The organism is Martelella sp. FOR1707 (genome assembly GCF_053484265.1).
On record NZ_JBAKFP010000003.1, the window covers coordinates 158,716 to 185,267 of the forward strand.

Consider the following 26,552-nt stretch of genomic DNA (forward strand, 5'->3'; position numbering starts at 1 on the left):
TCAGTCTCCGTCGGAGAAGGAGAAGCCCGCGCCAAGCCCGATTGCGCCTCCGTAACGGTCGTTCAGCCGCAGGATCACGTCCTTGAGGTTCAGGATGATGTAATCGAGCTTCGCACGTTGATCCGGGTCATCGAGCACGACCTCGATATCCGGGTTCATACCCTCCACCACGCCATCGAGCGAGGAGAACAGGAAGTTGATCGAGGACACGATCGAGCGGACATCCTCGTCCAGCAGGTCCTCCATGCCGGAATCGTTCATGAGCGACTGCAGCGCATCGAGATTGGCGAGCACCGAGGGCCATGTGTTTTCGGAGCGCCAATAGATCGCGCGGGTGGCGAAATTCGGCCCGTCCTCGCCGCGGTAGAAATACTCGATGCGCTGGTCGCGCACCGTCTCCGCGCCATGGACCAGAATGCCGAGCAGCGCGGTCAACGCCTCGTCATCGGTGCGAAACAGCGGATTGTCGGGGCCGGGATGCTTCCAGGCATCGGCAACGCCGTCTTCGGCCTCCCAGGCGGCCGTCAATTCGCCGGCGACGCGATCCATATTGGTCGCGATCGCCTCGCCATAGCGGCAACGATAAGTATCGGGAGCCTCGAACATGGTTTCGTATTGCGTGCCGAACAGCACGAATTCGAGCGCGAGCAGGCCCTGCATCGCCACGCTCTTCTGCGGCAGATAGTCGGGATCGAGCGCAGTTTCATCCTCTCCGATGATCGCGGCCTGCACCTGTTTCAGGCCGATGCTCTTGCGGTCGGGATAATAGAGGATGCGCTCGAAACGATGGTCCTCCAGCACCGGGCCGGTGCGCACGATCTCGATTGCGGACCATGCCGCGACGGTGTCGTCAAAAGCCGCCGTTGCGGCCTGATAGCTGGTCTCGCCCGGCGCTGCGCAAAAGGCCTCGACGGCTTCTGACAACGTCCCGGTGGCGACCGCGAAATTCTGGTAGCCGGGGCGGATGAAGCCATCCACCGCCTGTTCCAGCACGCCGGGCACGGCGTCCCGGTTCATGGCGGCGGCGCTGCCGGCTGAAAGAATGACAAGTGTTGCGGCGATAAACTGTTTCACAGCGACTCCAGGAATTTGATCAGCGCGTCGCGATCCTCTTTCGCGGCATTGGCGAAATTGTCGCGCGCGGTTTGCGCTTCCCCGCCGTGCCACAGGATCGCCTCGGTGCGGTTGCGGGCGCGGCCGTCATGCAGGAAGAAGGAATGGTCGTTAACCACTTCCGTCAGGCCGCTACCCCAGAGCGGGGCGGTGCGCCATTCGCGGCCATTCGCCATCGCCACCTGCTGGCCGTCGGCAAGCCCCTCGCCCATATCATGCAGCAGGAAATCGGAATAGGGCCAGATCAGCTGGAAGCGATGGGCCGGATTTTCCGCATTGCGGCTGGTGACGAATTTGGGCGTGTGGCAGGCGGTGCAGCCGGCCTCGTAGAATACCTGCTTGCCGCGCAGAACTTCAGGATCATCCACATCGCGGCGCGCGGGAACGGCGAGGTTTTCCGCATAGAAGGTGATCAGCTCCATCACCGGATCGGGCGCTTCGGTATCGCCAAGGCGCGGCTGAACGCCGGTGGGCATGGCGAGGCATGCGGCTTCCGCCTCGGAGCAATCGCCGTAGGGGTTGGGCGCATCCGGTGAGGAAACGCCGATATCGCCGCTCATCGCGCCGACGGACTGATCGTGGATCGTCGCGTTCTGCGCCTTCCAACCGAATCGTCCAAGCTTGACCTCGCCGGTCACGGTATCGCTGACGATGTTGGGACGGCCCGAAACCCCGTCGCCATCAGCATCATCGGGATCGGCAAAGTCGAGAATGTCGGCGGGCTCGATCGCCTGCACCAGACCAAGGCCGATCATCGGGTTGGCAATGCGCGGCGAGAGCGTGGTGTCCTCGCCAAGCGGCCCATAGGCGAGGTCCGCCACGCCATAGGTCGGATGGCGGAGCGACACCACCGTGCCATCGCCGAGCGTAACCTCTTCTTCCCGATAATCGATCGTCATCCGCCCTTCGGCGGAAAGGCCGGGCACGGCGAAATCCTGAAGCTGTCCGCCATAGATTTCGTCGGGGAAATTGATGGTCTCGTAATTGTCGATGCGCGCCTGCTCTTCCGGCGTGCGGGCGGGCCGCGCCAGGCGCAGGAACATCGAGGTCGCGTCGCTGTCGCCCTCCGGCGGATGCCCGCGGCCATCCTTCAGATGGCAGCTCTGGCAGGAGCGCGCGTTGAACAGCGGCCCGAGACCATCCGACGCCTGGGTCGAGGATGGCGACGACACCCAAAACTTGCGAAACAGCGCATTGCCGAGCTTGAAGGTTTCTTCCTCGGCAAAGGTGATGTTGGCGGAGGAATGCGAGAAACTGTCGCGGTTGACGCTCGCCGTGCTGGTGGCGGCGCCGCCCTGCATGACTTCAAAGGCTTCCGGCTTTGAAAAGTCGTCTGTCGGCTGTGTGACCTTCTCGACCCGCGCCTTGTCCTTGGCATCAAGATCGGTGCGCTCGGCGGGCGGGGTCCAGTCGGCGGCGAAGGTCGTCGTAAAACACAAAGAAGCGGCCAGAGCCGCTGTCGTCATTGCAGGAATATGCCGTTTCATCATGCCATCACGGTCGTACCGGCCGTCCTTTATGTGTTGCGAGGCGGACATTTTCGCCGACTTCTAACCGAAGCTCTCGCTTAATGCACCTGTCTCGCCTTTTCTCTCAGCGTCATCCTCGGGCTTGACCCGAGGATCCAAGGCACCCATCCGCGCGACTGGCGCGAACGGCAATTCGTGAGGCCTGTCATTCTGCTATACAAGTCACGGCTCGCGACTTGCGTGGTTATGGATCCTCGGGTCAAGCCCGAGGATGACGCAGAATGCGGGGTAGGAGCCGCGATTAGCAGCATGGCGTGTTGCGCCGAGCGCCATCGGGCTCCACCCTAAACCCGCTCCTACTGGAACACCGCCTCCGGCGCGTCAAGGCTGTCGGAGCCTTCCAGCTCGATCTGGCCGAGATCGAGCGCGGCAATCGCGCGTTCGATGGACGGCGTCTGGTCGATCAGGCCGTCGATTGCGGCCTGAACCACGGCGTTGCCCTCGTCATTGCCTTCGCCGATCATCTGGTCATAGGCCTCGACGGTTTCCGCGCGGGTGGCCATCGCCTCCATCGCGGCGACGGTCGCAAGCAGCTTCGCCGTCAGTTCCTCGTCCAGCGCCGGGTCCTTGGCGGCCACCAGATCGGAGACCGAAGCGCCGGTCATTTCCGTGCCGTCGACGCGGGTGTAATCGCCGGTATAGGCCTGCAGAATGCCGATTGCGTCATTCAGATGCGAGGCGTGGGTGTTGTCGGAGAAGCAATCATGCTCTTCTTCCGGATCGTGCAGCAGCAGGCCGAGCTTCATGCGCTCGCCGGCTAGTTCACCATAGGAGAGCGAACCCATGCCCGTCAGGATCGCGGCAATGCCGGTGGTCGGGTCTTCGGTGACGTAGCTATAAGCTTCGCCGCCCTGTTCCCAGGCCGCGACAATGTCTTCAAGGTCGGAAATCAGAAGTTCGGAGGCTGCCGTGAGATAGGCCGCGCGGCGGTCGCAATTGCCGTTGGTGCAGTCATCGCCGGAAAGATAATCCGTGTAGGAGCGATCGCCCGCGCCGGCATCCGTGCCGTTGAGGTCCTGGCCCCAGAGCAGGAATTCGATGGCGTGGTAGCCGGTGGCGACATTGGCCTCGATCTCGCCGGCTTCGTGCAGCGTGTTGGCGAGCAGATCGGGCGTGATTTCGGTGGCGTCGACCGTCTCGCCGTTGATCTTGATCTCGGGATTGGCAATCACATTGGCGGTGTAGAGCGAGTTCTCGTCGCTTTCCATGCCGTAGGAGGCGTCGACATAGTCGATCAGGCCCTCGTCCAGCGGCCATGCATTGACCTTGCCTTCCCAGTCGTCAACGGTCGGATTGCCGAAACGGTAGACTTCAGTGAGCTGATAGGGGATGCGGGCTGCGATCCAGGCGTCCTTGGCGGCGTTCTGGGTTTCTTCGCTCGGGTTTTCGACAAAGGCCTGAATGGCCTCGTCCAGCGCCTTCGCCGTCGTCAGCGAATCCTGGTATTTCGCAAGGGCGACATCGGCATAGTGCTTGACCACCGCTTCGGGTGTAACGTCATCGGCAAAAGTCGGGGCTGCGAGCATGGTCGAGGCGGCAAAGCCCGCCAGAAGGGCGCGCGTTCGGTTCGTGTGCATCATGGGGTCCCTCTCCTTCAATGACACTGTGAGTGCTGCCTACATGAAGGAAAAAGAAACTTGTGTCAAATAATCCAGTTATAGAAAATCGCGCGCCGCCCGGGCGCTGCGCACTGGCTTGCGCATCGTCAATTTTCAGCCCGTTCAGCCCTGTTTGCGCAGCACCGCGCAGAAGAAGCCGTCGGTCTCGGTTGCCGCCGGCGACAACGTCGCGAACCGTCCCTCGGTGAAATGCGGCTGCTTCGTCGATGCCGGGAAGCGCGCCTGCCAGAGCGTCGCGATATCGAGGGCTTCGAAGTCGGCATGCCCTTCGAGAAAGGCCACGATCCGGGTCTGATTCTCGGCCGGAAGCAGCGAGCAGGTGACATAGACCAGCAACCCGCCGGGCTTGACGAAACGGGAGGCCGTGGCCAGCACCTCGTCCTGCTGGGCCATGCGTTCCTCGAGGTTCTTTTCCGACAGCCGCCATTTGATATCGGGCCGGCGCCGCCATGTGCCGGTGCCCGTGCAGGGCGCGTCGATCAGCACGCGATCGAAGGTCAGCCCCTCCAGCGCGGCGGCATCGTCATGGACCTGCACGTTGCGGGTTCCGGCGCGGCGCAGCCGCTCGATGATCGGCGCAAGCCTGGTGCGATCGGCGTCATAGGCATGCACCTGGCCGGCATTGTCCATATCGGCTGCAAGCGCCAGCGTCTTGCCGCCGCCGCCGGCGCAATAATCCAGCACCTGCTGTCCGGCATGGGCGTCCACCAGCCGCGCGACAATCTGCGACCCCTCGTCCTGCACCTCGAACCAGCCCTTCTGGAAGGCGAGTTCGGCGGTGACATTGGGCAGCCGGTCGCCGCCGCTGCCGGGCGGAATGCGCAGGCCGTAAGGCGCGATCGCGGTCAGATAGGCCCCTGCCCGGGCCAGCGCCTTCTTCACCTTCTCGCGATCGGCCTTCAGCGTGTTGACGCGCAGATCGAGCGAGGGGCGGCGGTTCAGCGCCTCGGCCTCGGCCAGCCAGCTCTCACCGAAATTTTCCTTGAAGGCCGGGAGTATCCATTCCGGCAGGTCGGCGCGGACATGGTCCGGGGCGTCGGCAAGGTTGCGGCTGACGAAAGCGGCAAGCGCCGCCTCCGAGAGCGGCTCCGGCGCGAACTTGTCGCCGTCGAGCTTTTCGGCGAGGCTTTCCGGGGTAAAACCCCATTGCCGATAAAGCACGGCATGCGCCAGCGCCGCCGGGCTGTCATCATCCATCAGAAAGGCGTGCGACAGCTTCATCCTGAGCGCGTCATAGACGATATTGCCGATCGCCGCCCGGTCGCCGGAGCCGGCGAACCGATGCGCCGTGCCCCAATCCTTCAGAGCATTCGCGATTGGCCGCTTGCGCTCCTCCACCTCGGAAAGAACCTCGATCGCGCCCTGAAGACGTCCGCCAATGCGCATGGTTATGCTCCCTTGGATGAGGTTTGGTGAAGGCTTTGACCACACGGCCCCCAATCTCCCCCCTTGAGGGGGAGATGCCCCGAAAGGGGCAGAGAGGGGTGAACCGCAAGCCGTTGAATTCGGAGTCCGTTGTTCCGCCCTATACCCCTCTCTGTCGCTTCGCGACATCTCCCCCTCAAGGGGGGAGATTGAAGGGGGCTATGCGGCTCTCGCTGGCTTTCACCCGCCAACGCGCCATCAACGCCAACACCCATCAAAACACCGCCACAGACGCCACCACGGCGAGGTACACCAGTACTGCCGCGATCAGCCACAGCGCCACGCGGCCCGAGCGGGTGTGGCGGGCCTCGGCGCGGCCGATCGCTTCGGAGGTGCGCTCGTCGAAGCGCAGGCCGTTTTCGCTCATGGCGATGACTTCGTTGTGGAATTTCTCGGTCTTGTCGGCGATGTCCGGGATCGCCTCGGCGATCTTCAGCACCGCCTGCATGCCCTCGCGCATATCGGTCAGCACCCGGCGGGGACCAAGATTATGCTCGATCCATTTCGACACGACCGGCTCGGACGCCTTCCACATGTTGAAATGCGGATCGAGCATGCGCGACACGCCCTCGACCACGACCATGGTCTTCTGCAAATTGATGAGCTGCGTCTGCGTGGTCATGTCGAAGATTTCGGTGATCTCGAACAGCAGCGTCAAGAGCTTTCCCATCGAGATCGTCTCGGCCGACTGGCCGTGGATCGGCTCGCCGATGGCGCGGATCGCCTGGGCGAACGAGGCCTTGTTGTGGTGCGCGGGCACATAGCCGGCCTCGAAATGGGCTTCGGCCACGCGCATATAGTCGCGGGTGATGAAGCCGTAGAGGATTTCGGCGAGCACCCGCCGTTCCTTCTTACCAAGCCTTCCGACAATGCCCATGTCGACGGCGACGATCATGCCGTCCTTGTCGACGAACAGATTGCCGGGATGCATATCGGCATGGAAGAAGCCATCCCTGAGGGTATGGCGCAGGAAGGACTGGATCAGCGTCACCGCCAGCTTTTCCAGGTCATGGCCCGCCGCCTTCAACCCCTCAACATCCGACATCTTGACGCCGTCGATCCATTCCATGGTGACGACATCGCGGCCGGTGCGCTCCCAGTCGACGGCGGGCAGGCGGAAGCCCTCGTCATGGGCGGTGTTTTCCGTCATCTCCGAGATCGCGGCTGCTTCCAGTCGCAGATCCATCTCGATCTTGGTGGTCTGTTCCAGCGTGCGGGTGACGTCCACGGGCCTGAGCCGCCGGCTGGAGCGGATGAAACGCTCCTGCATGCGCGCGACCAGATACATCGCGCCGAGATCCTCGTTGAAGCGGTGGCGGATGCCGGGGCGGATCACCTTGACAGCGACCTTCTTCTCGCCCTCCGGCGTCGCGACCGTCGCCGGATGCACCTGCGCAATCGAGGCGGCGGCGATCGGATCGCCGAACTCCACGTAGAGTTCGTCGACGGAACGCCCGAGCGAACCGCGAATGGTGGCCTTCGACGCCTCGACCGGAAAGAACGGCATCCGGTCCTGCAGCTGCGCCAGATCCTCGGCGAAGCCCGCGCCGACGACATCCGGCCGGGTCGCCAGGAACTGGCCCATCTTCACATAGGAGGGGCCGAGCCGCGAGATGGCCTTGCCGAGCCTGTCGGAGCGCGCCTTCTTGCGCGCGCCGGGCCGGGCGAACGGCACAAGCAGCGTCTTCACCAGCCGGGCATAGGGCGGCAGGCCTTCCGAAGGCAGCGCGTTAATCACGCCTTCGCGCGCGAGCACCCAGCCGACGCCGAGAAGGTTGAAGTAGGATCGAAGCGCGCCCATGATGAATGCCTAAAGTTTCCAGCCGGAATGAAGGGCAGCGATACCGCCGGAATAATTGGTGAACTTGACCCGCGAGAAGCCGGCGCGCTCGATCATCTTTGCAAAATCCTTCTGGTTCGGGAATTTGCGGATCGATTCGACAAGATAGCGATAGGGTTCGCCGTCGCCGGCGATCGCCTTACCGACGCGCGGAATGGCGTGGAACGACCAGAGATCATAGACCTTGTCGAGGATCGGCGCCTCGACTTCGGAAAATTCCAGCACCAGCAGGCGACCGCCGCGCTTGAGCACCCGGTAGGCTTCCGAAAGCGCCTTGTCGATATGCGGGACGTTGCGGATGCCGAAGGCAATCGTATAGGCGTCGAAGGTCTTGTCCTCAAACGGCAGGTCCTCGGCATTGGCCTCGACGAAGGTGAGGTTTTCGGCGATGCCCTTCTTCTGGGCCCGCTCCTCGCCGACAGCCAGCATGGAGCCGTTGATATCGAGCACGGTGGCGCGCGCCAGCCCCTTCGACGCATCGACGATGCGGAAGGCGATATCGCCCGTGCCGCCGGCGACATCGAGCACGTGATAATCGGGATAGGCGGGCGGGTTCAGCGCGCCAACCATGCCGGCCTTCCAGGCCCGGTGCAGACCCGCCGACATCACATCGTTCATGATGTCGTAGCGCTTGGCGACCTTGTGGAAGACATCGTTGACCAGAGGCTGCTTGTCGCCATCGGCGACATTCTTGAAGCCGAAAGAGGTCTCCATGCCGCCATTGGCGGTGGTCCGGCTGTCCGTCATTTTACGCACCTCACGCTTGAAAATCTTCCGTCTGCCCGTTTCGGCTTTGTCAGCACGCGCTGAATCGCTATATCGGGCCCAATATTGGCTCTGCTGCAGCGATACACAACAGACACCGTTGCGGCTATAAACCGAAACCCGCAAAAGCGAAACGCCAAAGGCTTAAAAACATCATGCCGGAACTGCCGGAAGTCGAAACCGTGCGCCGCGGGCTGGCCCCCGCCATGGAAGGCCGGATCATCGAGAAGCTGGAACTGCGCCGGGCCGATCTCCGGTTTCCGTTCCCGAAGGATTTCGCCGCGGCCGTGAAGGGCAGACGAATTGTCGCGCTTGGTCGGCGGGCGAAATACCTGCTGATCGACCTTGATGACGGCATGACCATCGTCGCCCATCTCGGCATGTCCGGTTCCTACCGCGTGGAAGAAGAAAGCACAGTCGAAACGCCCGGCGATTTCCACCTGCCGCGCAGCGCCGCCGCCATTCACGACCATGTCGTCTTTCATCTGAGCGACGGCCGGGCCCGCGTGATCTACAACGACCCGCGCCGCTTCGGCTTCATGAAACTCGTTCCGCGCGCCGGACTCGAGGCGGATGCAAGCTTCAAGGGCCTCGGCCCGGAGCCGACCGGCAACAGCCTCGACGCCGATTATCTGGCGACCCGCTTTGCCGGCAAGAGCCAGAGCCTGAAGGCCGCCCTGCTCGACCAGCGCAATATCGCGGGTCTCGGCAATATCTATGTCTGCGAGGCGCTGTGGCGGACGCGGCTTTCGCCGTTCCGCGCCGCCGGCCATCTGGTGACGCCCGCGGGCAGGCCGCGCGACGGGCTGAAACGGCTCGTGCCGGCGATCCGCGATGTGATCGCGGAAGCGATCGAAGCCGGCGGCTCCACACTTCGGGACCATCGCAAGACCGACGGCACGCTCGGCTATTTCCAGCATTCCTTCTCCGTCTATGATCGCACCGGCGCACCCTGCCGGCACGAGGATTGCGACGGCACCATCGCCCGCGCCGTCCAGACCGGCCGCTCCACCTTCTATTGCCCGGCCTGCCAGAAAGGGTGAGCGGGCGGGCGGCGGCACTACTTCAGAAAATTGCTTCTGAGCAGGGACACCACTTCCTTCATCCGGCCGTCGAACACCGCCTTCACGCCGAACATCGCGGTGGAGGCAACCTGGGAGACCTCGACCTTGGGCGGCATGACCAGCTCCATGCGGTTGACCTTAACGTCAAGCAGCGCCGGGCCGGGGGCGGCAAGCCAGGCGTCCATCGCCGATCCGAGCTGCTCCGCATTGTCCGCGCGGAAGCCCGCAATGCCGCAGGCCTCGGCAACCTTTGAGAAATCCGGATTCTCGAGCGTCGTGAAATGGTCGACCAGCCCCTCGACCCGCTGCTCCATCTCGACAAAGCCGAGCGAGGAATTGTTGAACACAAGGAGTTTTATCGGCACGTCTTCCTGAACCAGCGTCAGGATATCGCCCATCAACATCGACAATCCGCCATCGCCGCACATGGCGATCACCTGCCGGTCGGGATAGGCGAGCTTGGCGCCGATCGCCTGCGGCATCGCGCTGGCCATCGTGCCGTGCAGCAGGCTGTTGAGAAACCGGCGGCTGCCATTGGCCTTCAGATGGCGCAGCATCCAAACCATCGGCGTGCCGACATCGGAGATGAAAATCGCATCGCCGGCGGCCTTGGCATTCAGGAGATTGGCGACAAATTGCGGATGGATCAGGCTCGGGTCCGGCTCGTCGCCCGCCTCATCGTACTCGCCCAGATCCTCCTGCCATTCCTTGAGGTGTCGGTTGAGATGCTTCTCGTCTGTTTTCTCCTGCACCTTCGGCAGCAGTGCCTCCAGCGTCGTGCGGGCATCGCCGACAAGGCCCATATGGATCGGCGCGCGCCGGCCAAGGTGGGTCGGGTCGATGTCGATCTGCACGATCTTCCGGTCGGGATAGAACTGGGTATAGGCGAAGTCGCAGCCGACCGAGATCACCAGATCGGCCTTTTCAAGTGCGTTAAGACCCGCGCGGTTGCCGAGAATGCCGTTGACGCCGACATTGAAGGGGTTGCCCGGCTCCAGCCATTCCTTGGCGCGGGTGGTGTGCACCATCGGCGCCTTGACCTTGCGGCAGAGCGCCACCACCGCCTCGCGGGCATCGCGCGCGCCGATGCCGGCATAGATGGTCACCCGTTTCGCCTGATCGACCAGTTCGGCAAGCTCTGCCAGTTCCTCATCATTCGGGCGCGCTATGGGCCGGGGCCGGTGCACCCGCCAGTCCGCCGCATCGTCATCGCTTTCCTGAAACATGTCACCGCTGACGATCACCACCGCCACGCCGCCGTTGGTGAGCGCCGCCTGCGCCGCCATCGCGACGATCCGCCGCGCCTGGGCCGGATGCGAGATATGCTCGCAGAACACCGAATGCTGCTCGTAGATCTTCTTCTGATCGACATCCTGCGGGAAATCGAAGCCCTTTTGCGGGCGGTCGACCTCGGAGGCGATCAGCACCACCGGCGCGCCGTTGCGGTGGCTTTCATAGATACCGTTGACGAAATGCAGCGAGCCGGGGCCGCAGGTGCCGGCGCAGACCGCGAGTTCGCCCGTCATATAGGCCTCGCCGCCGGCGGCAAAGGCGCCCGCCTCCTCATGCCGGACGTGGACCCATCGAAGATCGGACCGGGACACGGCGTCCGTGAAATGGTTGATGGTATCGCCGGGTATGCCGTAAATGCGCTGCGCGCCCGCCTTTTCCAGCGTGTCGACGACGATCTCTGCGACGGTTTTGGACATGTGAGCGCTCCTTTCGCGGTCTTCTCCCGATTCTCTGCGCGAACGCCGTCAGACGGCGTTAATGGGTAAACGCGCCGCCGGCGAAAATGAGCCCGGAAAAAGCCGCGGTCGCGTGTTTTATCGCCCCCTCACCTTTTGCCGATCGGGTGGAGCGCGGCGCCACTCTCCTCGAAGGCGGTGATATTGCCGATCGTGGTGTGGGCGATGTTGAAAAGCGCCTCCTGGGTGAAGAAACCCTGATGGCCGGTGATCAGCACGTTGGGAAAGGTCAGAAGGCGGGCAAAGATATCGTCGCGGATGACCGTGGAGGACAGGTCGCGGAAGAACAGGTCGTCCTCCTCCTCATAGACATCGAGGGCGAGCGCGCCGATCTTGCCGGATTTCAGACCCTCGATCACGGCGAGCGTATCCACCACCCCGCCGCGGCTGGTGTTGACCAGCATGCAGCAGCGCTTCATCGCCGCGATCGCATCCTCATCGATGAAATGGCGGGTTTCCGGCGTCAGCGGGCAATGCAGCGTGAGGATTTCGGACTTTTCGAGAAGCTCGTCCTTGTCCACATAGCGCGCGCCGAGCGCCACCGCCTCGTCATTGGGAAACGGATCGAAGGCCAGGATTTCGCAGCCGAAGCCGGAAAAGGCGCGGATGACATTGCGGCCGATGCCGCCCGTGCCGACCACGCCGATCGTCTTGCCGTGAAGGTCGAAACCGAGCAGGCCGTTGAGCGCGAAATTGCCCTCGCGTACCCGGTTATAGGCGCGGTGGATCTTGCGGTTCAGCGTCAGCACCAGCGCCAGCGTGTGTTCGGCGATCGCGTAGGGCGAATAGGACGGCACCCGGGCCGCGGCGATGCCGAGCCGGTCGGCCGCGGCGAGATCGAGCCGGTTGAAGCCGGCGCACCGGAGCGCCACCAGCTCAACGCCCACATCCTTCAGGACCGAAAGCGCCGATGCGCCGAGATCATCGTTGACGAAGGCGCAGATCGCCTTCGAGCCGGCAGCAAGCTTGGCTGTCGGAGCGTGAAGCCCGGCCTCGGTGAAGATCAGTTCGTGCCGGCCCTCATTGGCCGCTTTCAGAAATTCCTCGTCATAGGGTTTGGCAGAAAAGACGGTGACGCGCATGGCGGCTCCTGTGGCTTGATCCCGGCCTCAACAAGTGTAAGGGCCTTTGCGGCAATGGCAATGGCCGGCGGCGACCGTGAATCGACCCGTTTGCCGGCTTTCGCCCCGATTTTGCGGGATTTAAGCATTGACGGGCAGCCGGATTGGCTTTATATGCCCGCCCACAGTATTTGAAAGCTCGATGAGCTTCATCAATTGCTCCCGTCACAAAAGCGCTTCCAGCCGGACACGGCAACCGCATGTGTCGGAGCTAGCGTCAGAATTCGAAGAGAGACTTATATGGCCAATACAACTTCGGCGAAAAAGGCGACGCGCAAGATGGCCCGCCGTACAGCCGTCAACAAGTCCCGCCGCACCCGCGTACGCGGTTACGTTCGCAAGGTTGAAGAAGCGATCCTCGCCGGTGATCTGGAGCAGGCGAAGGCCGCTCTCGCCGTAGCCGAGCCGGAACTGGCGCGCGCCGCCAGCAAGGGTGTTCTTCACCGCAACACCGCCTCGCGCAAGGTCTCGCGTCTGGCGCAGCGCGTGAAGGCAATTTCGGCCTGAGCCGAACAAAAATTGCAGACTTTTTGAACAACCCGGCCTCGCGCCGGGTTTTTCGTTTTGAGTTCATACACTTGGCTATTGTGACGCGAACATTACGAATAGATGTCACAAAAATGACCAAGAATTTTGAACCTTCTCAATGGCTTACGCGAGGATTGCCACATTTTTACCAATTTTGGGCCGCCGCGCGCCACGTAATGATGACATCTGAAAAATTTATTTTTTACGGCATTTTCGTCCATCCGATTTCAGACATATGTGAATCTAATTGATTCAAAAGCGATTCTTCTGAGCCCCTCCGTCGGCACCCAAACTCACGCGTAAGAGTCAATGCTGGAAGCGTCGAATCGGCAAAAAATCCTTGTTGAAATTGTCGGTCGTTCTTGCCTAAATGACCTCCGACAGCAGACGGAATGAGCTCCCGGATTTTTCGGGAGGGGCGTGTTCGACACAGGATGCGTTGTCTTCCCGAAGCTGGGAGCGGCGACTATTTTTTGGCGCCGTTTTTCCAACAATCGCAGGTTGTTATCCGGTTTTCGCCAGAAGTCCGGGTTCGTTCCTGTGTGTCTTTTGTAGACGACCCACGAGGCAGGGAGGGCGCTCAGAACTTCAAGGCATAGAAACTCCGGACATTTTGCAGCCTGCATTTTCCGATACGAGGATCGGGGCGCGGGCAAGCGGCGGAAAGTCCCAATTCCGGCTGAGAGCCGGACTTCGACGCATGCCGGAAAGACACCGGCAGCAGGGCAAAACAGGCAGCGGGCGACATAAAAAACAAGCGCGCGCCAGGGTGATGACGTTTGAAAGGCGGCAACGATGAGAATGAGAATGGTAGCCTCTCGCACCGAGGACAATGCGGGCGAAACCGAGGCCGGTGAAAATGATGCGAAACCGGCGACGGCTGCCATGAATTCCAACGGGGACGATATCTTCTTCGAACGCTTCTGCACCGCGCTGAAGGCCCATGTCGGCGGCGACGTCTATGCCAGCTGGTTCGGCCGGCTGAAGCTGCATTCCTCAGACAAGAGCGTGGTCCGTTTCTCGGTGCCCACCGCCTTTCTGAAATCCTGGATCAACAACCACTATCTCGATCTGATGACCGAGATTGCCCGCGTCGAGCGCCCGCAGGTTCTGAAGATCGAGGTTCTGGTCCGGTCCGCGACCCGCGCGCCGCGCCCCGCAGTTGCAAACGAGCAGCCGAAACCGGTCGCGGCCAACCCGGCGCCGGTCGTGCGTCCGCTGAACCGCGCACCTGCCGGCCAGCCGCTGATGCCCGATCCGGAAACGCCGCAGGCGCGCGGCGCCAGCACGTCCGGCCAGACCGTCTTCGGCTCGCCGCTCGACCCCTTCTTCACCTTCGACAGCTTCGTCGAGGGCGCGTCCAATCGGGTTGCCTTCGCCGCCGCCAAGACCATCGCCGAATCCGGCATGGCGGCGGTGCGCTTCAACCCGCTGTTCATCCATTCCTCGGTCGGCCTCGGCAAGACCCATCTTCTGCAGGCGATCGCCAACGCCGCGCTTGCCTCCCCGGACAAGCAGCGCGTGGTCTATCTGACCGCAGAATACTTCATGTGGAAGTTCGCCACCGCGATCCGCGACAATGACGCGTTGACGCTGAAGGATTCGCTGCGCAATATCGACCTTCTGGTGATCGACGACATGCAGTTCCTGCAGGGCAAGATGATCCAGCACGAGTTCTGCCACCTTATCAACACGCTGCTCGACAGCGCCAAGCAGGTGGTGGTCGCCGCCGACCGCGCGCCGTGGGAGCTGGAGTCGCTCGACCCGCGTGTGCGTTCGCGGCTCACCGGCGGCGTCTCGCTGGAAATGAATGGCCCGGACTACACGATGCGGCTTGAAATGCTGAAGCGCCGGCTTGAACTGGCGCAGCAGGAAGACCCGTCTATCGATATCGCGCCGGAAGTGCTCGAACATGTCGCCAGCAAGGTGACGGCGAGCGGGCGCGAGCTTGAGGGCGCCTTCAACCAGTTGCTGTTCCGCCGCTCCTTCGAGCCCGACCTTTCGATCGAGCGCGTTGACGAACTTCTGGTGCATCTGGTTGGCACCGGCGAGCCGAAGCGGGTGCGCATCGAGGATATCCAGCGCGTCGTCGCCCGTCATTATTGCGTTACCCGGCAGGAACTCGTTTCCAACCGCCGCACGCGGGTGATCGTCAAACCGCGCCAGATCGCGATGTTTCTCGCCAAGACGATGACGCCGCGCTCCTTCCCGGAAATCGGCCGCCGTTTCGGCGGACGTGACCACACCACCGTGCTGCATGCCGTGCGCAAGATCGAGGACCTTCTGGAGAAGGATCACAAGCTTTCGCAGGAAGTGGAGCTGCTGAAGCGGCTGATCAACGAATAGGCCCGGCTGGGCCTTACAGCGATCTTGTCCGAAAAGCCCGGCCCCTCGCCGGGCTTTTCTCATCTCCGCCAGCTTGCTAAAGCGAATGGCAAACAGGAGAGACGCCATGCCGGTCACGCTTTACGGAATCAGGAATTGCGACACGATGAGGAAGGCCTGGACCTGGCTTGATGAGCATTCCATCGCCTATGATTTTCACGATTACAAGAAGGCCGGGATCGACCGCGCGCATCTGGAGCACTGGTGCGACGCGGCGGGCTGGGACAAGGTGCTGAACCGCGCCGGCATGACCTTTCGCAAGCTGCCGGAGGCGGAAAAGGCCGACCTTACCCGCGAAAAGGCAATCGAGCTGATGCTGGCCCAGCCCTCGATGATCAAGCGGCCGGTACTGGAAAAGGACGGCGCGATCACGCTCGGCTTCAAACCAGAAAGCTACGAAGCCGTTTTCGGCAAGAGGTAGGCGATGGCGAAGACCACGCAGGCGACCCGGTTTCTCGACAAGGCCGGCGTCAGTTACACGATCCAGCAATATGATTACGACCCCAATGCCTTCAAGGTCGGGTTGCAGGCGGCTGCGGCGATCGGCGAGCCCCCCGACCGGGTGCTGAAGACGCTGATGGCCAATGTCGACGGCAAGCCGGTCTGCGCCGTGGTGCCTTCCAATGCCGAGGTCTCGATGAAGAAGCTCGCCGCCGCCTTTTCCGGCAAGCATGCCGAGATGCTGGACGCCAGGACCGCCGAACGGCTTTCCGGCTACCACGTCGGCGGCATCTCGCCCTTCGGACAGCGAAAACGCGTGCCGACAGTATTCGAGGAGAAGGCGCTTTCCGAGCCCTATGTGGTGATGAATGGCGGCCAGCGCGGACTGCAGGTCAAGCTCGCGCCGGCGGACGCGGTGAAGGCGCTGGGTGCTAAAACGGCAAGCGTGATCGCGTAACCCTCAGATCGGATTTCCCCGTGCCGCCTCCCGTTTGGCGGCGCGCGCCTCCGGCGTGAAGGCGGAACAATCCGGGCTGGTTGCGATCACGCCGGCGAGATCGTTTCGCGCAGTCGCGTCCTCCACGAAGGCGAGCCGTTCCTCACCCTGAAGAGCGATCACGGTATCACGCAGGATCGGCGCCGGTTCATTGCCGTATCGGCGCGCATGCCGGGCCTCAACAAAGTAGCGGACATCCGGATTAAGCCGGATATCGGACCAGTCTTCGACCTCACTCAAGGCAGGAAGAGCGAAGTAGTTGCCGGTCTCGGCATAGCTGACGAGCCTGTCGAGAAGCGCCATGATCCGGTCTTCGGCCGAGTTGCGGGGATGTCGGCCAGGCTTGCCGCAAAACAAACCTTCGGTCGGTGTGGCAAAATCGTAGGAATAGAGTTCGCGCAGTTCTTCGGTGACCTCGATAACGATACAGAACGAAGAGGCCGCGCGGTTGGTCTCAAGCACGTGCTGCTTCCACAGTTCCAGACCTTCGTTGAAATCGTGGGTGAAAGCGAATTCGGGATAGCGCCGGTTGTAGATCAGGTACTCAAAAACGATTTGGGCTGAGCAATTATCGAATCCCGCCCCCATCGCCTCAAGGTCGGCGATCACAGCATCCTCTTCCGCGCTGTATTCATCGGTAAAATCCGGGTGAGGGTGGTCCGCGAAAGACCAATTTTCTGTTGCCTGTGCCGGCAAAGACGCCGCGAGCAGAAACAGACAAGCGGCTTGCAAAGAACGCATCGGTCTTCTCCCCGTAAATCCCCGCACCAGTAATAGGCTATCAGGCAGATCATCACAACCTGAAGGAGCAATCATGCGCGACATGAACTGCGTATTCTCGTATTAGGTGAGTTCGGGAAGGCCGGGGCGCTTCAATTTCGCCTGAAAACAAACTAGATAGTGTCACGACACACCAATCAGTTAGCGAGGCGACCATGAACGCTCAACCCCGGCTTCCCCATCCCATCGATCTGGAAAAACTCGAGAAGCTCGCCGAGGTCGCCGTCAAGGTCGGGCTCAACCTTGCCGAGGGGCAGGATCTGGTCATGACCGCGCCAATCGAGGCGCAGCCGCTGACGCGGCTGATCAGCCGCCATGCCTATCAGGCCGGCGCCGGCGTGGTGACGACGCTTTTCAACGATCCCCAGGCAACGCTGGAACGCTTCGAGCATGGCCATGACGCAAGCTTCGACAAGGCGGCGAACTGGCTCTACGAGGGCATGGGCCAGGCCTTTGCCAATGGCGCCGCAAGGCTTGCGATCGCTGGCGACGACCCGATGCTGCTCGCTGCCCAGGACGCCGACAAGGTGGCGCGCGCCAACCGCGCCATGTCGACCGCCTACAAGCCGGCGCTGGAAAAGATCGCCGGTTTCGACATCAACTGGAACATCGTTTCCTACCCGACGCTCGCCTGGGCGAAGACGGTATTCCCCGACGATCCGGACGGCATGGCCGTCGCCAAACTGGCCAAGGCGATCTTTGCCGCCTCGCGCGTCGACCAGCCCGACCCGGTGGGCGCGTGGCGCGAGCATAATGACAATCTCCATGCCCGCTCCGCATGGCTGAACGCCAAACGGTTTTCGGCGCTCCGCTACACCGGCCCCGGCACAGACCTCACCATCGGCCTTGCCGATGAGCACGAGTGGTCTGGCGGCGCGTCGATGGCGAAGAACGGCATTGTCTGCAACCCCAACATTCCGACGGAGGAAGTGTTCACCACGCCGCACCGTCTGCGGGTGGAGGGTCATGTCTCCTCCACCAAGCCGCTGTCGCATCAGGGCACGCTGATCGACGACATCCGCGTCGAATTCAGCGAGGGCCGGATCGTCAAGGCGTCGGCCGCCAAGGGTGAAGCGGTGCTGAACAGGGTGCTCGACACCGACGAGGGCGCGCGCCGCCTGGGCGAAGTGGCGCTGGTGCCGCATTCCTCGCCAATTTCGGCCAGCGGGATCCTGTTCTACAACACGCTGTTTGATGAAAACGCCTCGTGCCATATCGCGCTCGGCCAGTGCTATTCGAAATGCTTCCTCAACGGCGACAAGCTTTCGCCCGACGAGATCGCCGCGCGCGGCGGCAATTCATCGCTGATCCATATCGACTGGATGATCGGCTCAGACCGGATCGACATCGACGGCATCGACGCCGCCGGCAACGCCACGCCGGTGATGCGCGGCGGCGAATGGGCCGAGTAGGCGGGATGGTCGTGTTGGGGGCGCAAGGTGGCCATTGAGGTGCCATGCGCTCCATTAAGGCGAACCGGAATCAACCTTGCGTGTTCGGCTTTGCCGAGGTCTCAGGCTATCGATGGCTGCCAGCCCTCTCACCCGTCCCAGCCGATCACCGTCAGGTCCGGCCACAGCGTCTTCCAGCGCTCGACCTTGTTCTCATAGGCTTCGCGGGAGACTTGCGTCTTGTTCGGGCGGACGACGGCGTTGAGGAGATCGGCGAGACCGAAGGGCGCATCGCATTCGAAGCCTTGGGCCGTCGGTCTGATGCCGAAGGCGGTGGCCGTGGTCGGAAAGGTCGTGATCGCCTCCGAGACGCTATCATATGCTTCGATGTCGAAGCCGAAGCGGTCGCCATACCAAAGGTGCACCCGGGCCTGGTTCTTGACGTCGATCCAGGCCGGCAGAGCGGAAAACGCCGCGCGGATACGGGCGGCATGGCGGGCTTCCGCCCGCTCCGACAGGTCGCTGGGGTCGAAATAGACGATATCGATATCCGCGATGCCGTGCGTCGGGTCCATGGCGAAGCGGCGGTTCCAGACCGTCTGCGCCAGCGCGCCGGCCACCAGCCAGCAATCCGGTAGATCGATCAGGCGCCAGTTTTCCAGAAGCGGCCTGATAAGCGGACTGTCCGATACCGCCGCCATAACTTCCGCAAGCTCATTCTTCATCGCGGCCCGCCACGACGATCCGCTCGGCGCGGCTGTAGACGCTGAAGCCGTCGCCGCGCGCCGTGGCGATCAGCGTCAGGCCGGCGGCTTCCGCCGTCTCGACGGCGAGCGCCGTCGGCGCGGAGATCGCGATCAGCACCGGGCTGCCGGCAATCGCCGCCTTCTGCACCATTTCCACCGAGAGCCGGCTGCTGACGACAATCGCGCCCGCCCTTGCATCAATACCCTCGCGCGCCAGGGCGCCGATCAGCTTGTCGAGCGCGTTGTGGCGGCCGACATCTTCCCGCACCGTCAGCATGCCCTCGCCCGGACGATAGAAGCCCGCGCCATGCACCGCGCGGGTGGCGGCAAACAGCGGTTGCGCGCGCGACAGCGCCACCACGGCGGCATTCACAGCGTCGGCCCGCAGGCGAAAACCCGGGGCGGCGATTTTCGGCACGGCCCGCACCGCGGCCTCTATGCTCTCCAGCCCGCAAAGCCCGCAGCCGACAGGCCCCGCCATGGAACGACGGCGGGCGGCGAGCGCCTCGGAGCGATCCGCCCGCAGCGTGATCTGCACGTCGATGCCCTTGTCGAAGGCAACGATATCAACCGCCTCGATCTCCCGAGGATCGCTGACGATGCCTTCCGTCAGGCTGAAGCCATAGGCGAAATCGACGAGATCATCCGGCGTTGCCATCATCACCGCATGGGTCGAGCCGCCATAGCTCATCGCCACGGCCATCTCTTCGGCAAGGGGTCGGTCGGCCGCCGTGTCGCGGCTTCCATGGGTGAATAGGGGCTTCAAGGGGGCTCCGGCCATCGCCTTACACCATCACCGCTTTGGGCAGTTGCCGCTCGCCCTTCAGGATCGCCGCGACCAGCGCCAGGGACGAAGTGAGTTCGAGTTCGCTCGAGGCGGCGAGCGCCACCCGGATCGCCGGCGGCGCGGCGGCGCGGCCGACATGAAAGCTCGACCCGGAAGCGACAGCGACGCCCCGGCTTTTCGCGCGCTCGACCATCGCCGCCTCTGTGAGGCCCTCCGGCAGTGGTATCCAGACATGCAGCGCGCCGGGCGTCATGCGGCAGGCGATGCCGGCGAGCGCTTTTTCCGCGATCGCCCGGCGGCGCATCAGCGCCTGGCGTTGCCAGTTGACGAGTTCGATCGCGGTGCCATCGAGGATCCAGCGGCTGGCGATCTCCGCCATCACCGGGGTCGCCACCCAGTTCGCCGCGAGATATCGGTTGGAAACGGCGGCGGCAAAGCGATCCGGCGCGGCCACGAAGCCGCAGCGCAGGCCGGGGATCGTGTTCTTCGACAGGTCGGTCATGTAGACCGTGCGCTCCGGCGCGAAGGCGGCGACGGGCGGCGGGCGGTTTTCGACGAGCGGTCCCAGCACATCGTTTTCGATGATGGCGAGATCGAGCCTGCGGGCAATCGCCGCGATCGCGCGGCGGCGCGGCGCGCTCATCACCAGCGCCTGCGGCCCAGCGGCCGATGGCTGGAGGAAGATCGCCCGCAGACGCTTGCGGCCGGCAACGGCCTCCAGCGCGGCCGGCACGATGCCCTCGCCATCCACTTCCACGCCCTCGAGATCGATGCCGAGATAGCCGGCGAGCGGGCGCACCATCGGGTGCGTCAACGCCTCCACCGCGAGCGACCCGCCGGCCGGCACGACGCTCATGAACGCCGCCGTCATCGCATCGCTGGAGCCGTTGGTGACCGTAATGCCGTGGGCTGGCGCCTTCAGCCCGCATGCGGCCAGCCAGTTGACGCCGGCCATGCGGTAGCGCTGGAACAGCGCGTTGGGCATCATCGAAAACGCCAGTTCCGGCGGCATGGTTACGCCGAGATCGGCAAAGGCTGCGCGGAACTTGGCGAGGCTGCGGCTCTCGCAGACCGGCTTCAGGATCGAAAGGTCGATGACGCCGCTGCCGCCCTCGGTGAGGTAGGGCCGCTCGGGGACCACAGGTTCCGCTTTGATATAGGACCCGCGCCCGACCTCGCCGACCACCATGCCGCGCCGCGTCAACTCCTCATAGGCGCGGCTCACGGTCTGCACCGACACCTTGAGATCGGCCGCCATCTCTCGCTGCGGCGGCAGGCGCATGCCGTCGATGAGCAGGCCGTTGCGCACGGCGGCCGCGATCTGTTCGGCAATGGAGAGATAGGCCGGCCGCTTGATAAGCCGGGGATTCGGGCGCCATTTTGTCATCTCCGGATGGTGGGGCAAATCCGGGAAAATGACAAGCGCGCGGCGGAAAGCGGATTGCGGAAAGGCAATGCCAAAGCCATGGAATGATTAACACTTCCGAAAGCTCCGGCAAACCCGCGAACCGCCGGCGGCTGTCAGCCTGCCATCGCCCGCATGACCGGACTTTGCAACGGTGGCCCGGTGAAGGCGCAACCGAAGCCCGCGGCGAGCGCACCAAGCTCGGCGCGATGCAGGTGCGGCACCAGTCCCTTGACGGAGGCGCTTGCGAAGAAGCTTTCGAAGCCGCCTGGGGTCACGGCGGTCAAGAATTGCGCCGGTTGCGGGCCGTGAACGTGAAATGCGTGCTCCCGGCCACGGGGTATGAAAACGGTTTCGCCATTGCTGCAGCGTCGCGTAGCGCCCTCCAGCCAGAATTCCACACCTCCATCGATCAGATGAATGATCTCGTCCTCATTGCGATGGACATGGCGCGGCGGGCCGGAGTTGGGCGGAACGATCGCTGAAAACATTCCAATTCCGCCGCCGGATTCGGCGGGCGTCAGAAGCACTGTATAGATCGTATTGAGCCAGGTCACGGTCGTGCCGGGCGAGTGCATTGCAAGATAGGTGTTCATGATTTTTTCCTGTCTGGATTTCAACAATTGCACCCGGCCGGAGCGCAGCTGACATATCGCCGAAAACCCGATATTAATGAAATCTATTGTTTAGATAGGACCTATCGACAGCATGAATTTCAGAAACCTCGACCTCAACCTGCTACGGGTACTGGACGCACTGCTGGACGAGCCCAATACCACCAGGGCGGGTACCGCTATCGGTCTCAGTCAGCCCGCGGTAAGCTCCGCGCTGAAGCGGTTGCGCGATCTTACCGGCGATGCGCTTTTTGAGCGCGAAGGCAACAGTTTGGTGGCAACGCCTTATGCGCTCGGCTTGCGCGAACCTGTGAGATCAGCGCTGGACGGCCTGGAACAAGCCTTCGCTGGCCGTGATGGTTTCGACCCCAACCGAAGTCAGCGAAGCTTTCTGCTCGGCGCGTCGGATTTTTTCGCCGAGCTTCTGATGCCCGCCCTCGTAGACCGGATGACCCGCGCCGCGCCCGACATGCGTTTGAAAATGCTGCCGTCCGCGCCGGACCAGCTTGCCGGACTGCTGACGGGAAACGGCTTCGACATGATCGTCTCAATTGCCGCGGAGGTGCCGGGCTGGATCGAAAGGCGGTTCCTGTTCTCTGCCCGCAACGTCGTGGTGGCACGGCACAATCATCCCGGACTTCAGACCCTAGAACCGGGCGCCACCATGCCGCTGTCTCTATTCTGCGAAATGCCGCAGGCAATTTTCTCCGCCACTCGCGACTTCACGCATTTCGAGGATGTAGCGCTCTCCCGAATCGGGAGGGCTCGCCATGTTCGCTTCACGCTTCCTGGATATTTCGCCGTCGCCCGCGTCGTTGGCAATAGCGACATTATCGGCGTCTTGCCCGCGAGCCTTGCGCAAGCGTTGCAACCGGAAATCGGTCTTTCAGTCTATCGCCTGCCTTTCGAAATGCCACTGATCGACCTTTACCTCTACTGGCGTAGCCGCGATACCCGCGATGCCGAGCATTCCTGGCTCAGGGAAGAAATCGTGGGCATTCTCGCGCCTCTCAACGAGGCCGCGCTTGCCGCCGCACCGGTCGCCGATGACTTTGCTTGACGGCGGAAACCGTCTAGAACGCCCCGAACGAAACCGGCGACGGGGCGACCATGTCCGAGAGCAAAGCGAAAACCGCGATAACCGACACCGATGCGCTGGTGGCGCGCGGGCTCGTGCCAGCGGAAGCGGCGGGCGATATCGCGCGGGTTGCCGAGGATTTCCGCATCCGCATTCCGGCCCATATCCTGTCGGCGATCGACACGGTGGCCGCCGATGATCCGCTGGCGCGCCAGTTCGTGCCGGATCGCCGCGAGCTTGAAGCCTATGACGGCGAGATGGAGGACCCGATCGGCGATGGCGCTTTCGAGCGGGCAAAGGGCGTTACCCACCGCTATCCCGACCGGGTGCTCTTGAAGCCGACCCATGCCTGCCAGGTCTATTGCCGCTTCTGCTTCCGCCGCGAGACCGTGGGCGAGCCGGAGGCCGCGCTTGACCGGGACGAGCTTGCCGCAGCGCTCGACTATATCCGCGCGCATAGCGAAATCTGGGAGGTGATCCTGTCGGGCGGCGATCCGCTGGTGCTGTCCGACCGCCGGCTTTCCGCGCTGATGAAGGCGCTTGGCGAAGTCGAGCATGTGGCCGTGATCCGCATCCACACCCGCGCCCCGCTGGTCACGCCCGAGCGCATCACCGACGGCCTTGTCGCGGCGCTGAAGCAGGCCCGCAAGACGGTCAATATCGTCATCCACGTCAATCATCCGCGCGAGCTGACCGAGGCGGTGCGCAGCGGGCTCGCCCGGCTTGCCGATGGCGGCATTCCGCTGTTTGCCCAGACCGTGCTCTTGAAGGGCATCAACGACGATGCCGAAACGCTGGCGACCCTGTTCAGGACGCTCCTCGCCAACAGGGTCAAGCCGTATTACCTCCACCATCTCGACATGGCCAAGGGCGTCGCCCATTTCGCCGTGCCGATCGCGCGCGGACAGGCACTGATGCGGGCGTTGCAGGGCGCGATCTCCGGGCTTTGCCTGCCGACCTATGTGCTCGATATTCCGGGCGGAGCCGGCAAGGCGCCGATCGGCCCTTGCTATCTGGAGCAAACCGGAGAGACGGAATACGAGGTCACGGATTACCGGGGCGGAAAACATTCCTATTCCGACTGGCGGTAAGCGCCAGTCTGGCCCTGCCGGTGCGTCATCTCCGCTGCGCCTCGCCCTCAGCGAAGGCCAGGGCGAGGATCGCTTCGTTTGGAGGGGCGGCGCTGCCGGCCTCACGCGCCGATAGTGCGCGCCTCGATTTCCTCCAGCGTAATGCCCTTGGTCTCGGGTGCCGCAGCGATCGCGTAGACGATGCCGACGATGCAGAAGAAGGTGAAAATCGCGAAGGTCCCGACGATGCCGATGCCCGCCAGCAGATCCGGAAACACAAGCGCCACCAGGAAGTTGAAGAACCAGTTGGCGACGGAGGCGAGCGCCATGCCGCGCGACCTGAGCCGCAGCGGAAACAGCTCCGCCATATAGAGCCAGGGCAACGGGCCGAGACTGACGGCGAAGAAGGCGATGAAGGTGAAAATGCCGATCATGGCAAGATAGGGGGTTGCCGCGACATCCATCATCGTCGCCACGGTCACCAGCGCCATCGACGCCGCGGTTCCGATGAAGCCGAGGATCAAGAGCTTGCGCCGGCCCATGCTCTCCACCAGATACATCGCGACGACGGTCAGCGCGACATTGACGACGCCGATGCCGACGGTCGCCAGAAGATCGGTCGTGGTGCCGGAAAAGCCGGCATTCTTGAAGATTTCCGGGGCGTAATAGATGATCGCGTTGATGCCGGAAAGCTGCTGCAGCACGAACACGATCATGGCGAAGCTCGTCACCGGCAGGATCCCGCGCTTCAGGAACGTGCTCCAGGCAGGCGTCGCCTCCTCGTCCTTGGCACTCTCCTTGATCTCGGCGATGATCTCGTCGACCTCGGCGGGCGAGGATTCCGGCTGCAGCTTCGCGATGATGTCACGCGCCTTGTCGGCATTGGCGTTGAGCGTCAGCCAGCGCGGCGTTTCCGGCGACAGCAGGATGCCGATCAGCGCCACGATCGACGGGAACACGCCGACGCCGATCATCCAGCGCCAGTCGCCCGAACCGCCAAAGGCCGCGTCCGACATGTAGGACACCATGATGCCGATGGTGATCATCAACTGGAAGGCCGAGACGATGGTGCCGCGAATGCGCGCCGGCGCGACTTCCGCCAGAAACATCGGCGCGGTCATCGCCGAAGCGCCGATGCCGACGCCGATCAGAAGGCGGGCAAGTGTCAGAACATACTGGTTGAAGGCAAGCGCGGAAATCAGCGAGCCGACCAGAAAGATCAACGCGCCCAGGATCAGCATCGGCTTACGCCCGTAGCGATCGGTGGTGACCATGGCAAGCACGGTGCCCGCCACCGCGCCGAGCGGCACGGCCGAGGTGATGACGCCCTCCATGAAGGCCGAAACCGTGAAATCCTGCTTGATGAACGGCAGAGCGCCGGAAATCACGCCCTGGTCGAAACCGAAGAGCATGCCGAACAGCGCTGCCACAATGACGATGGCGATGAGCATGGGTTTTCCTCCGCTTGGACGGCAGCTGCCGCCTTCCCCTCTTATGACCCCGTTTCTGAACCGTCGCTGAAAACCGCAAACGGCCTTATACCAAAAGTTGAAAGTCGAAACGGCATCCGTTGTCAAATCCTTTTGGACCTTGGCGTTTATATTAGCGGCGTTCCCGACTTCGCCGCCGAGCCTCTTGACCGGCGCGCCGCCGCGCGGCATAGAAGACGCATCCGAGGGGTGTGTCCGTGACACTGAGATGGCCGATGGCCGAACCCTTGAACCTGATCCGGGTTATGCCGGCGTAGGAACGGAGTTTGGTCTTGAGCGACACGCCCAGAAAATCAGCCTCTATTGACGCCTTCGCTGCCCGGTTTAGCCGGGGAGAGCGGGAGTGAAGCGTACCCTTTCGGCGGCACTCACCTTTTTCGCGATCATGTCCGGGCTTCTTGTGCTCTGGCAGTCGATCATCGTCTTCGGCGAGTTGCCGCGCTATATCCTGCCGCCGCCGCTTGCGGTACTGGCAAAATTCCAGACCGCCCACGCGATGCTGCTTGAAGAGGCGCTGGTAACGCTCAGGGAAATCCTGGCGGGCTTTGCCATGGGCGCGGTCTTCGGCGCGATGGCGGCGATTTTCATTGCCGCCTTTCCCCGCATCGGACGGTTCATCTGGCCTGTTCTGGTGGTGCTGCAATCTTTCCCCGTGTTTGTGATCGCGCCGATGCTGGTGCTCTGGTTCGGCTTCGGCATCGCCTCCAAGGTGGTGATGACGACCATCATCGTTTTCTTCCCCGTCGCCTCCAGCTTCGCTGACGGGCTGCGCCGCACCGATCCGGAGGTCGTGGCCGCGGCGAAGCTCGATGGCGCGGATCATTTCGAAATGCTGCGCCATATCCGCCTGCCGCTGGCCCTGCCGCATCTGTTTTCCGGCCTCAGGATCGCGGCCCCGCTCGCGCCGCTCGGCGCGGTCGTCGGCGAGTGGGTGGGGTCTGCCGGAGGGCTCGGCTTTCTCATGGTCCAGGCCAATGCCCGCATGCAGAGCGACACCGTGTTCGCCGCCATGCTGATCCTGGCACTCGAGGCCGTGCTGTTTCGAAAGGCGGTGGATCTCGCCGCTCCCTTCTTCACCCGCTGGTCGCATGAGGATTGAGCGACCGGTTCAGATAAA

At 63.0% G+C, this 26,552-nt stretch carries 23 protein-coding genes and 1 riboswitch; of the genes, 9 read left to right on the forward strand and 14 right to left on the reverse strand.

Features of this window, described 5'->3' with window-relative positions:
• The 6 genes from V6765_RS08670 to ubiE form a co-directional block, all read right to left on the reverse strand.
• Positions 1-1,074, reverse strand: coding sequence for an imelysin family protein (locus tag V6765_RS08670; RefSeq protein WP_448427783.1), 1,074 nt, complete (start codon positions 1,072-1,074; stop codon positions 1-3).
• Positions 1,071-2,579, reverse strand: coding sequence for a di-heme oxidoreductase family protein (locus V6765_RS08675; protein WP_448427785.1), 1,509 nt, complete (start codon positions 2,577-2,579; stop codon positions 1,071-1,073). The genes V6765_RS08670 and V6765_RS08675 overlap by 4 nt, the downstream gene beginning before the upstream one ends.
• Positions 2,580-2,938: 359 nt before the next feature.
• Entirely contained in the window at positions 2,939-4,219 is a 1,281-nt protein-coding gene (locus tag V6765_RS08680) for an imelysin family protein (protein WP_448428768.1), read from the reverse strand.
• Between the two features lie 144 nt (positions 4,220-4,363).
• Positions 4,364-5,647 carry an RsmB/NOP family class I SAM-dependent RNA methyltransferase gene (locus V6765_RS08685; RefSeq protein WP_448427787.1) on the reverse strand — a complete coding sequence of 428 codons (1,284 nt, stop codon included), beginning with the start codon at positions 5,645-5,647 and terminating at the stop codon, positions 4,364-4,366.
• 253 nt (positions 5,648-5,900) lie between these two features.
• Positions 5,901-7,487, reverse strand: coding sequence for a 2-polyprenylphenol 6-hydroxylase (gene ubiB / locus V6765_RS08690; RefSeq protein WP_448427789.1), 1,587 nt, complete (start codon positions 7,485-7,487; stop codon positions 5,901-5,903).
• A 9-nt stretch (positions 7,488-7,496) separates the two neighbouring features.
• Complete coding sequence (ubiE, locus tag V6765_RS08695; RefSeq protein WP_448427791.1) at positions 7,497-8,273, reverse strand: bifunctional demethylmenaquinone methyltransferase/2-methoxy-6-polyprenyl-1,4-benzoquinol methylase UbiE; 777 nt, start codon at positions 8,271-8,273, stop codon at positions 7,497-7,499.
• Between the two features lie 173 nt (positions 8,274-8,446).
• Between ubiE and mutM the strand changes: the two genes are divergently transcribed.
• Positions 8,447-9,334 (forward strand): bifunctional DNA-formamidopyrimidine glycosylase/DNA-(apurinic or apyrimidinic site) lyase, encoded by an 888-nt coding sequence (gene mutM / locus V6765_RS08700; RefSeq protein WP_448427793.1) that lies wholly within the window; start codon positions 8,447-8,449, stop codon positions 9,332-9,334.
• 17 nt (positions 9,335-9,351) lie between these two features.
• Here the strand turns inward: mutM and V6765_RS08705 are convergent, their stop codons facing one another.
• Both V6765_RS08705 and V6765_RS08710 read right to left on the reverse strand, forming a co-directional pair.
• On the reverse strand, positions 9,352-11,064 hold the full coding sequence (locus tag V6765_RS08705; RefSeq protein WP_448427795.1) for a thiamine pyrophosphate-dependent enzyme: 1,713 nt from the start codon (positions 11,062-11,064) through the stop codon (positions 9,352-9,354).
• Positions 11,065-11,192: 128 nt separating this feature from the next.
• A complete protein-coding gene (locus V6765_RS08710) occupies positions 11,193-12,185 on the reverse strand; it encodes a 2-hydroxyacid dehydrogenase (protein WP_448427797.1) in 993 nt (330 codons plus the stop codon).
• A gap of 279 nt (positions 12,186-12,464) precedes the next feature.
• Between V6765_RS08710 and rpsT the strand changes: the two genes are divergently transcribed.
• The 4 genes from rpsT to ybaK all read left to right on the forward strand — a co-directional run bounded on the left by rpsT (position 12,465) and on the right by ybaK (position 16,035).
• The gene (gene rpsT / locus V6765_RS08715; RefSeq protein WP_448427799.1) at positions 12,465-12,731 is read left to right on the forward strand and encodes a 30S ribosomal protein S20; all 267 of its coding nucleotides are present in this window, start codon (positions 12,465-12,467) and stop codon (positions 12,729-12,731) included.
• A 906-nt stretch (positions 12,732-13,637) separates the two neighbouring features.
• A complete protein-coding gene (dnaA, locus tag V6765_RS08720) occupies positions 13,638-15,098 on the forward strand; it encodes a chromosomal replication initiator protein DnaA (RefSeq protein WP_448428770.1) in 1,461 nt (486 codons plus the stop codon).
• Positions 15,099-15,204: 106 nt separating this feature from the next.
• Positions 15,205-15,558, forward strand: coding sequence for an ArsC family reductase (locus tag V6765_RS08725; protein ID WP_448427801.1), 354 nt, complete (start codon positions 15,205-15,207; stop codon positions 15,556-15,558).
• Positions 15,559-15,561: 3 nt separating this feature from the next.
• Positions 15,562-16,035, forward strand: coding sequence for a Cys-tRNA(Pro) deacylase (ybaK, locus tag V6765_RS08730; RefSeq protein ID WP_448427803.1), 474 nt, complete (start codon positions 15,562-15,564; stop codon positions 16,033-16,035).
• Positions 16,036-16,038: 3 nt separating this feature from the next.
• Here ybaK and V6765_RS08735 read toward each other — a convergent pair whose 3' ends face one another.
• On the reverse strand, positions 16,039-16,899 hold the full coding sequence (locus V6765_RS08735) for a hypothetical protein (protein WP_448427805.1): 861 nt from the start codon (positions 16,897-16,899) through the stop codon (positions 16,039-16,041).
• A 110-nt stretch (positions 16,900-17,009) separates the two neighbouring features.
• On the opposite strand from V6765_RS08735, the gene V6765_RS08740 reads away from it, so the two are divergent.
• Positions 17,010-18,266 carry an aminopeptidase gene (locus tag V6765_RS08740; protein WP_448427807.1) on the forward strand — a complete coding sequence of 419 codons (1,257 nt, stop codon included), beginning with the start codon at positions 17,010-17,012 and terminating at the stop codon, positions 18,264-18,266.
• Between the two features lie 128 nt (positions 18,267-18,394).
• Here the strand turns inward: V6765_RS08740 and V6765_RS08745 are convergent, their stop codons facing one another.
• The 4 genes from V6765_RS08745 to V6765_RS08760 form a co-directional block, all read right to left on the reverse strand.
• A complete protein-coding gene (locus V6765_RS08745; RefSeq protein WP_448427809.1) occupies positions 18,395-18,970 on the reverse strand; it encodes a nucleotidyltransferase family protein in 576 nt (191 codons plus the stop codon).
• Positions 18,960-19,772, reverse strand: coding sequence for a formate dehydrogenase accessory sulfurtransferase FdhD (fdhD, locus tag V6765_RS08750; RefSeq protein WP_448427811.1), 813 nt, complete (start codon positions 19,770-19,772; stop codon positions 18,960-18,962). Before fdhD ends, V6765_RS08745 begins: the two co-directional genes overlap by 11 nt.
• 4 nt (positions 19,773-19,776) lie before the next feature.
• Positions 19,777-21,165: a MocR-like ectoine utilization transcription factor EhuR gene (ehuR, locus tag V6765_RS08755; RefSeq protein ID WP_448427813.1), complete on the reverse strand. Its 1,389-nt coding sequence runs from the start codon at positions 21,163-21,165 to the stop codon at positions 19,777-19,779.
• A 134-nt stretch (positions 21,166-21,299) separates the two neighbouring features.
• Positions 21,300-21,779, reverse strand: coding sequence for a cupin domain-containing protein (locus V6765_RS08760; protein WP_448427815.1), 480 nt, complete (start codon positions 21,777-21,779; stop codon positions 21,300-21,302).
• Between the two features lie 112 nt (positions 21,780-21,891).
• On the opposite strand from V6765_RS08760, the gene V6765_RS08765 reads away from it, so the two are divergent.
• Positions 21,892-22,857 carry a LysR family transcriptional regulator gene (locus V6765_RS08765; protein WP_448427817.1) on the forward strand — a complete coding sequence of 322 codons (966 nt, stop codon included), beginning with the start codon at positions 21,892-21,894 and terminating at the stop codon, positions 22,855-22,857.
• A 50-nt stretch (positions 22,858-22,907) separates the two neighbouring features.
• Positions 22,908-23,966, forward strand: a complete 1,059-nt coding sequence (locus V6765_RS08770; RefSeq protein ID WP_448427819.1) for a lysine-2,3-aminomutase-like protein — start codon at positions 22,908-22,910, stop codon at positions 23,964-23,966.
• Between the two features lie 101 nt (positions 23,967-24,067).
• On the opposite strand, the gene V6765_RS08775 is transcribed toward V6765_RS08770, so the two are convergent.
• Complete coding sequence (locus V6765_RS08775) at positions 24,068-25,396, reverse strand: sugar porter family MFS transporter (protein ID WP_448427821.1); 1,329 nt, start codon at positions 25,394-25,396, stop codon at positions 24,068-24,070.
• Positions 25,397-25,610: 214 nt separating this feature from the next.
• Positions 25,611-25,712: riboswitch (TPP riboswitch) on the forward strand.
• Between the two features lie 108 nt (positions 25,713-25,820).
• Between V6765_RS08775 and V6765_RS08780 the strand changes: the two genes are divergently transcribed.
• Entirely contained in the window at positions 25,821-26,534 is a 714-nt protein-coding gene (locus tag V6765_RS08780) for an ABC transporter permease (protein ID WP_448428772.1), read from the forward strand.
• Positions 26,535-26,552: the final 18 nt, after the last annotated feature.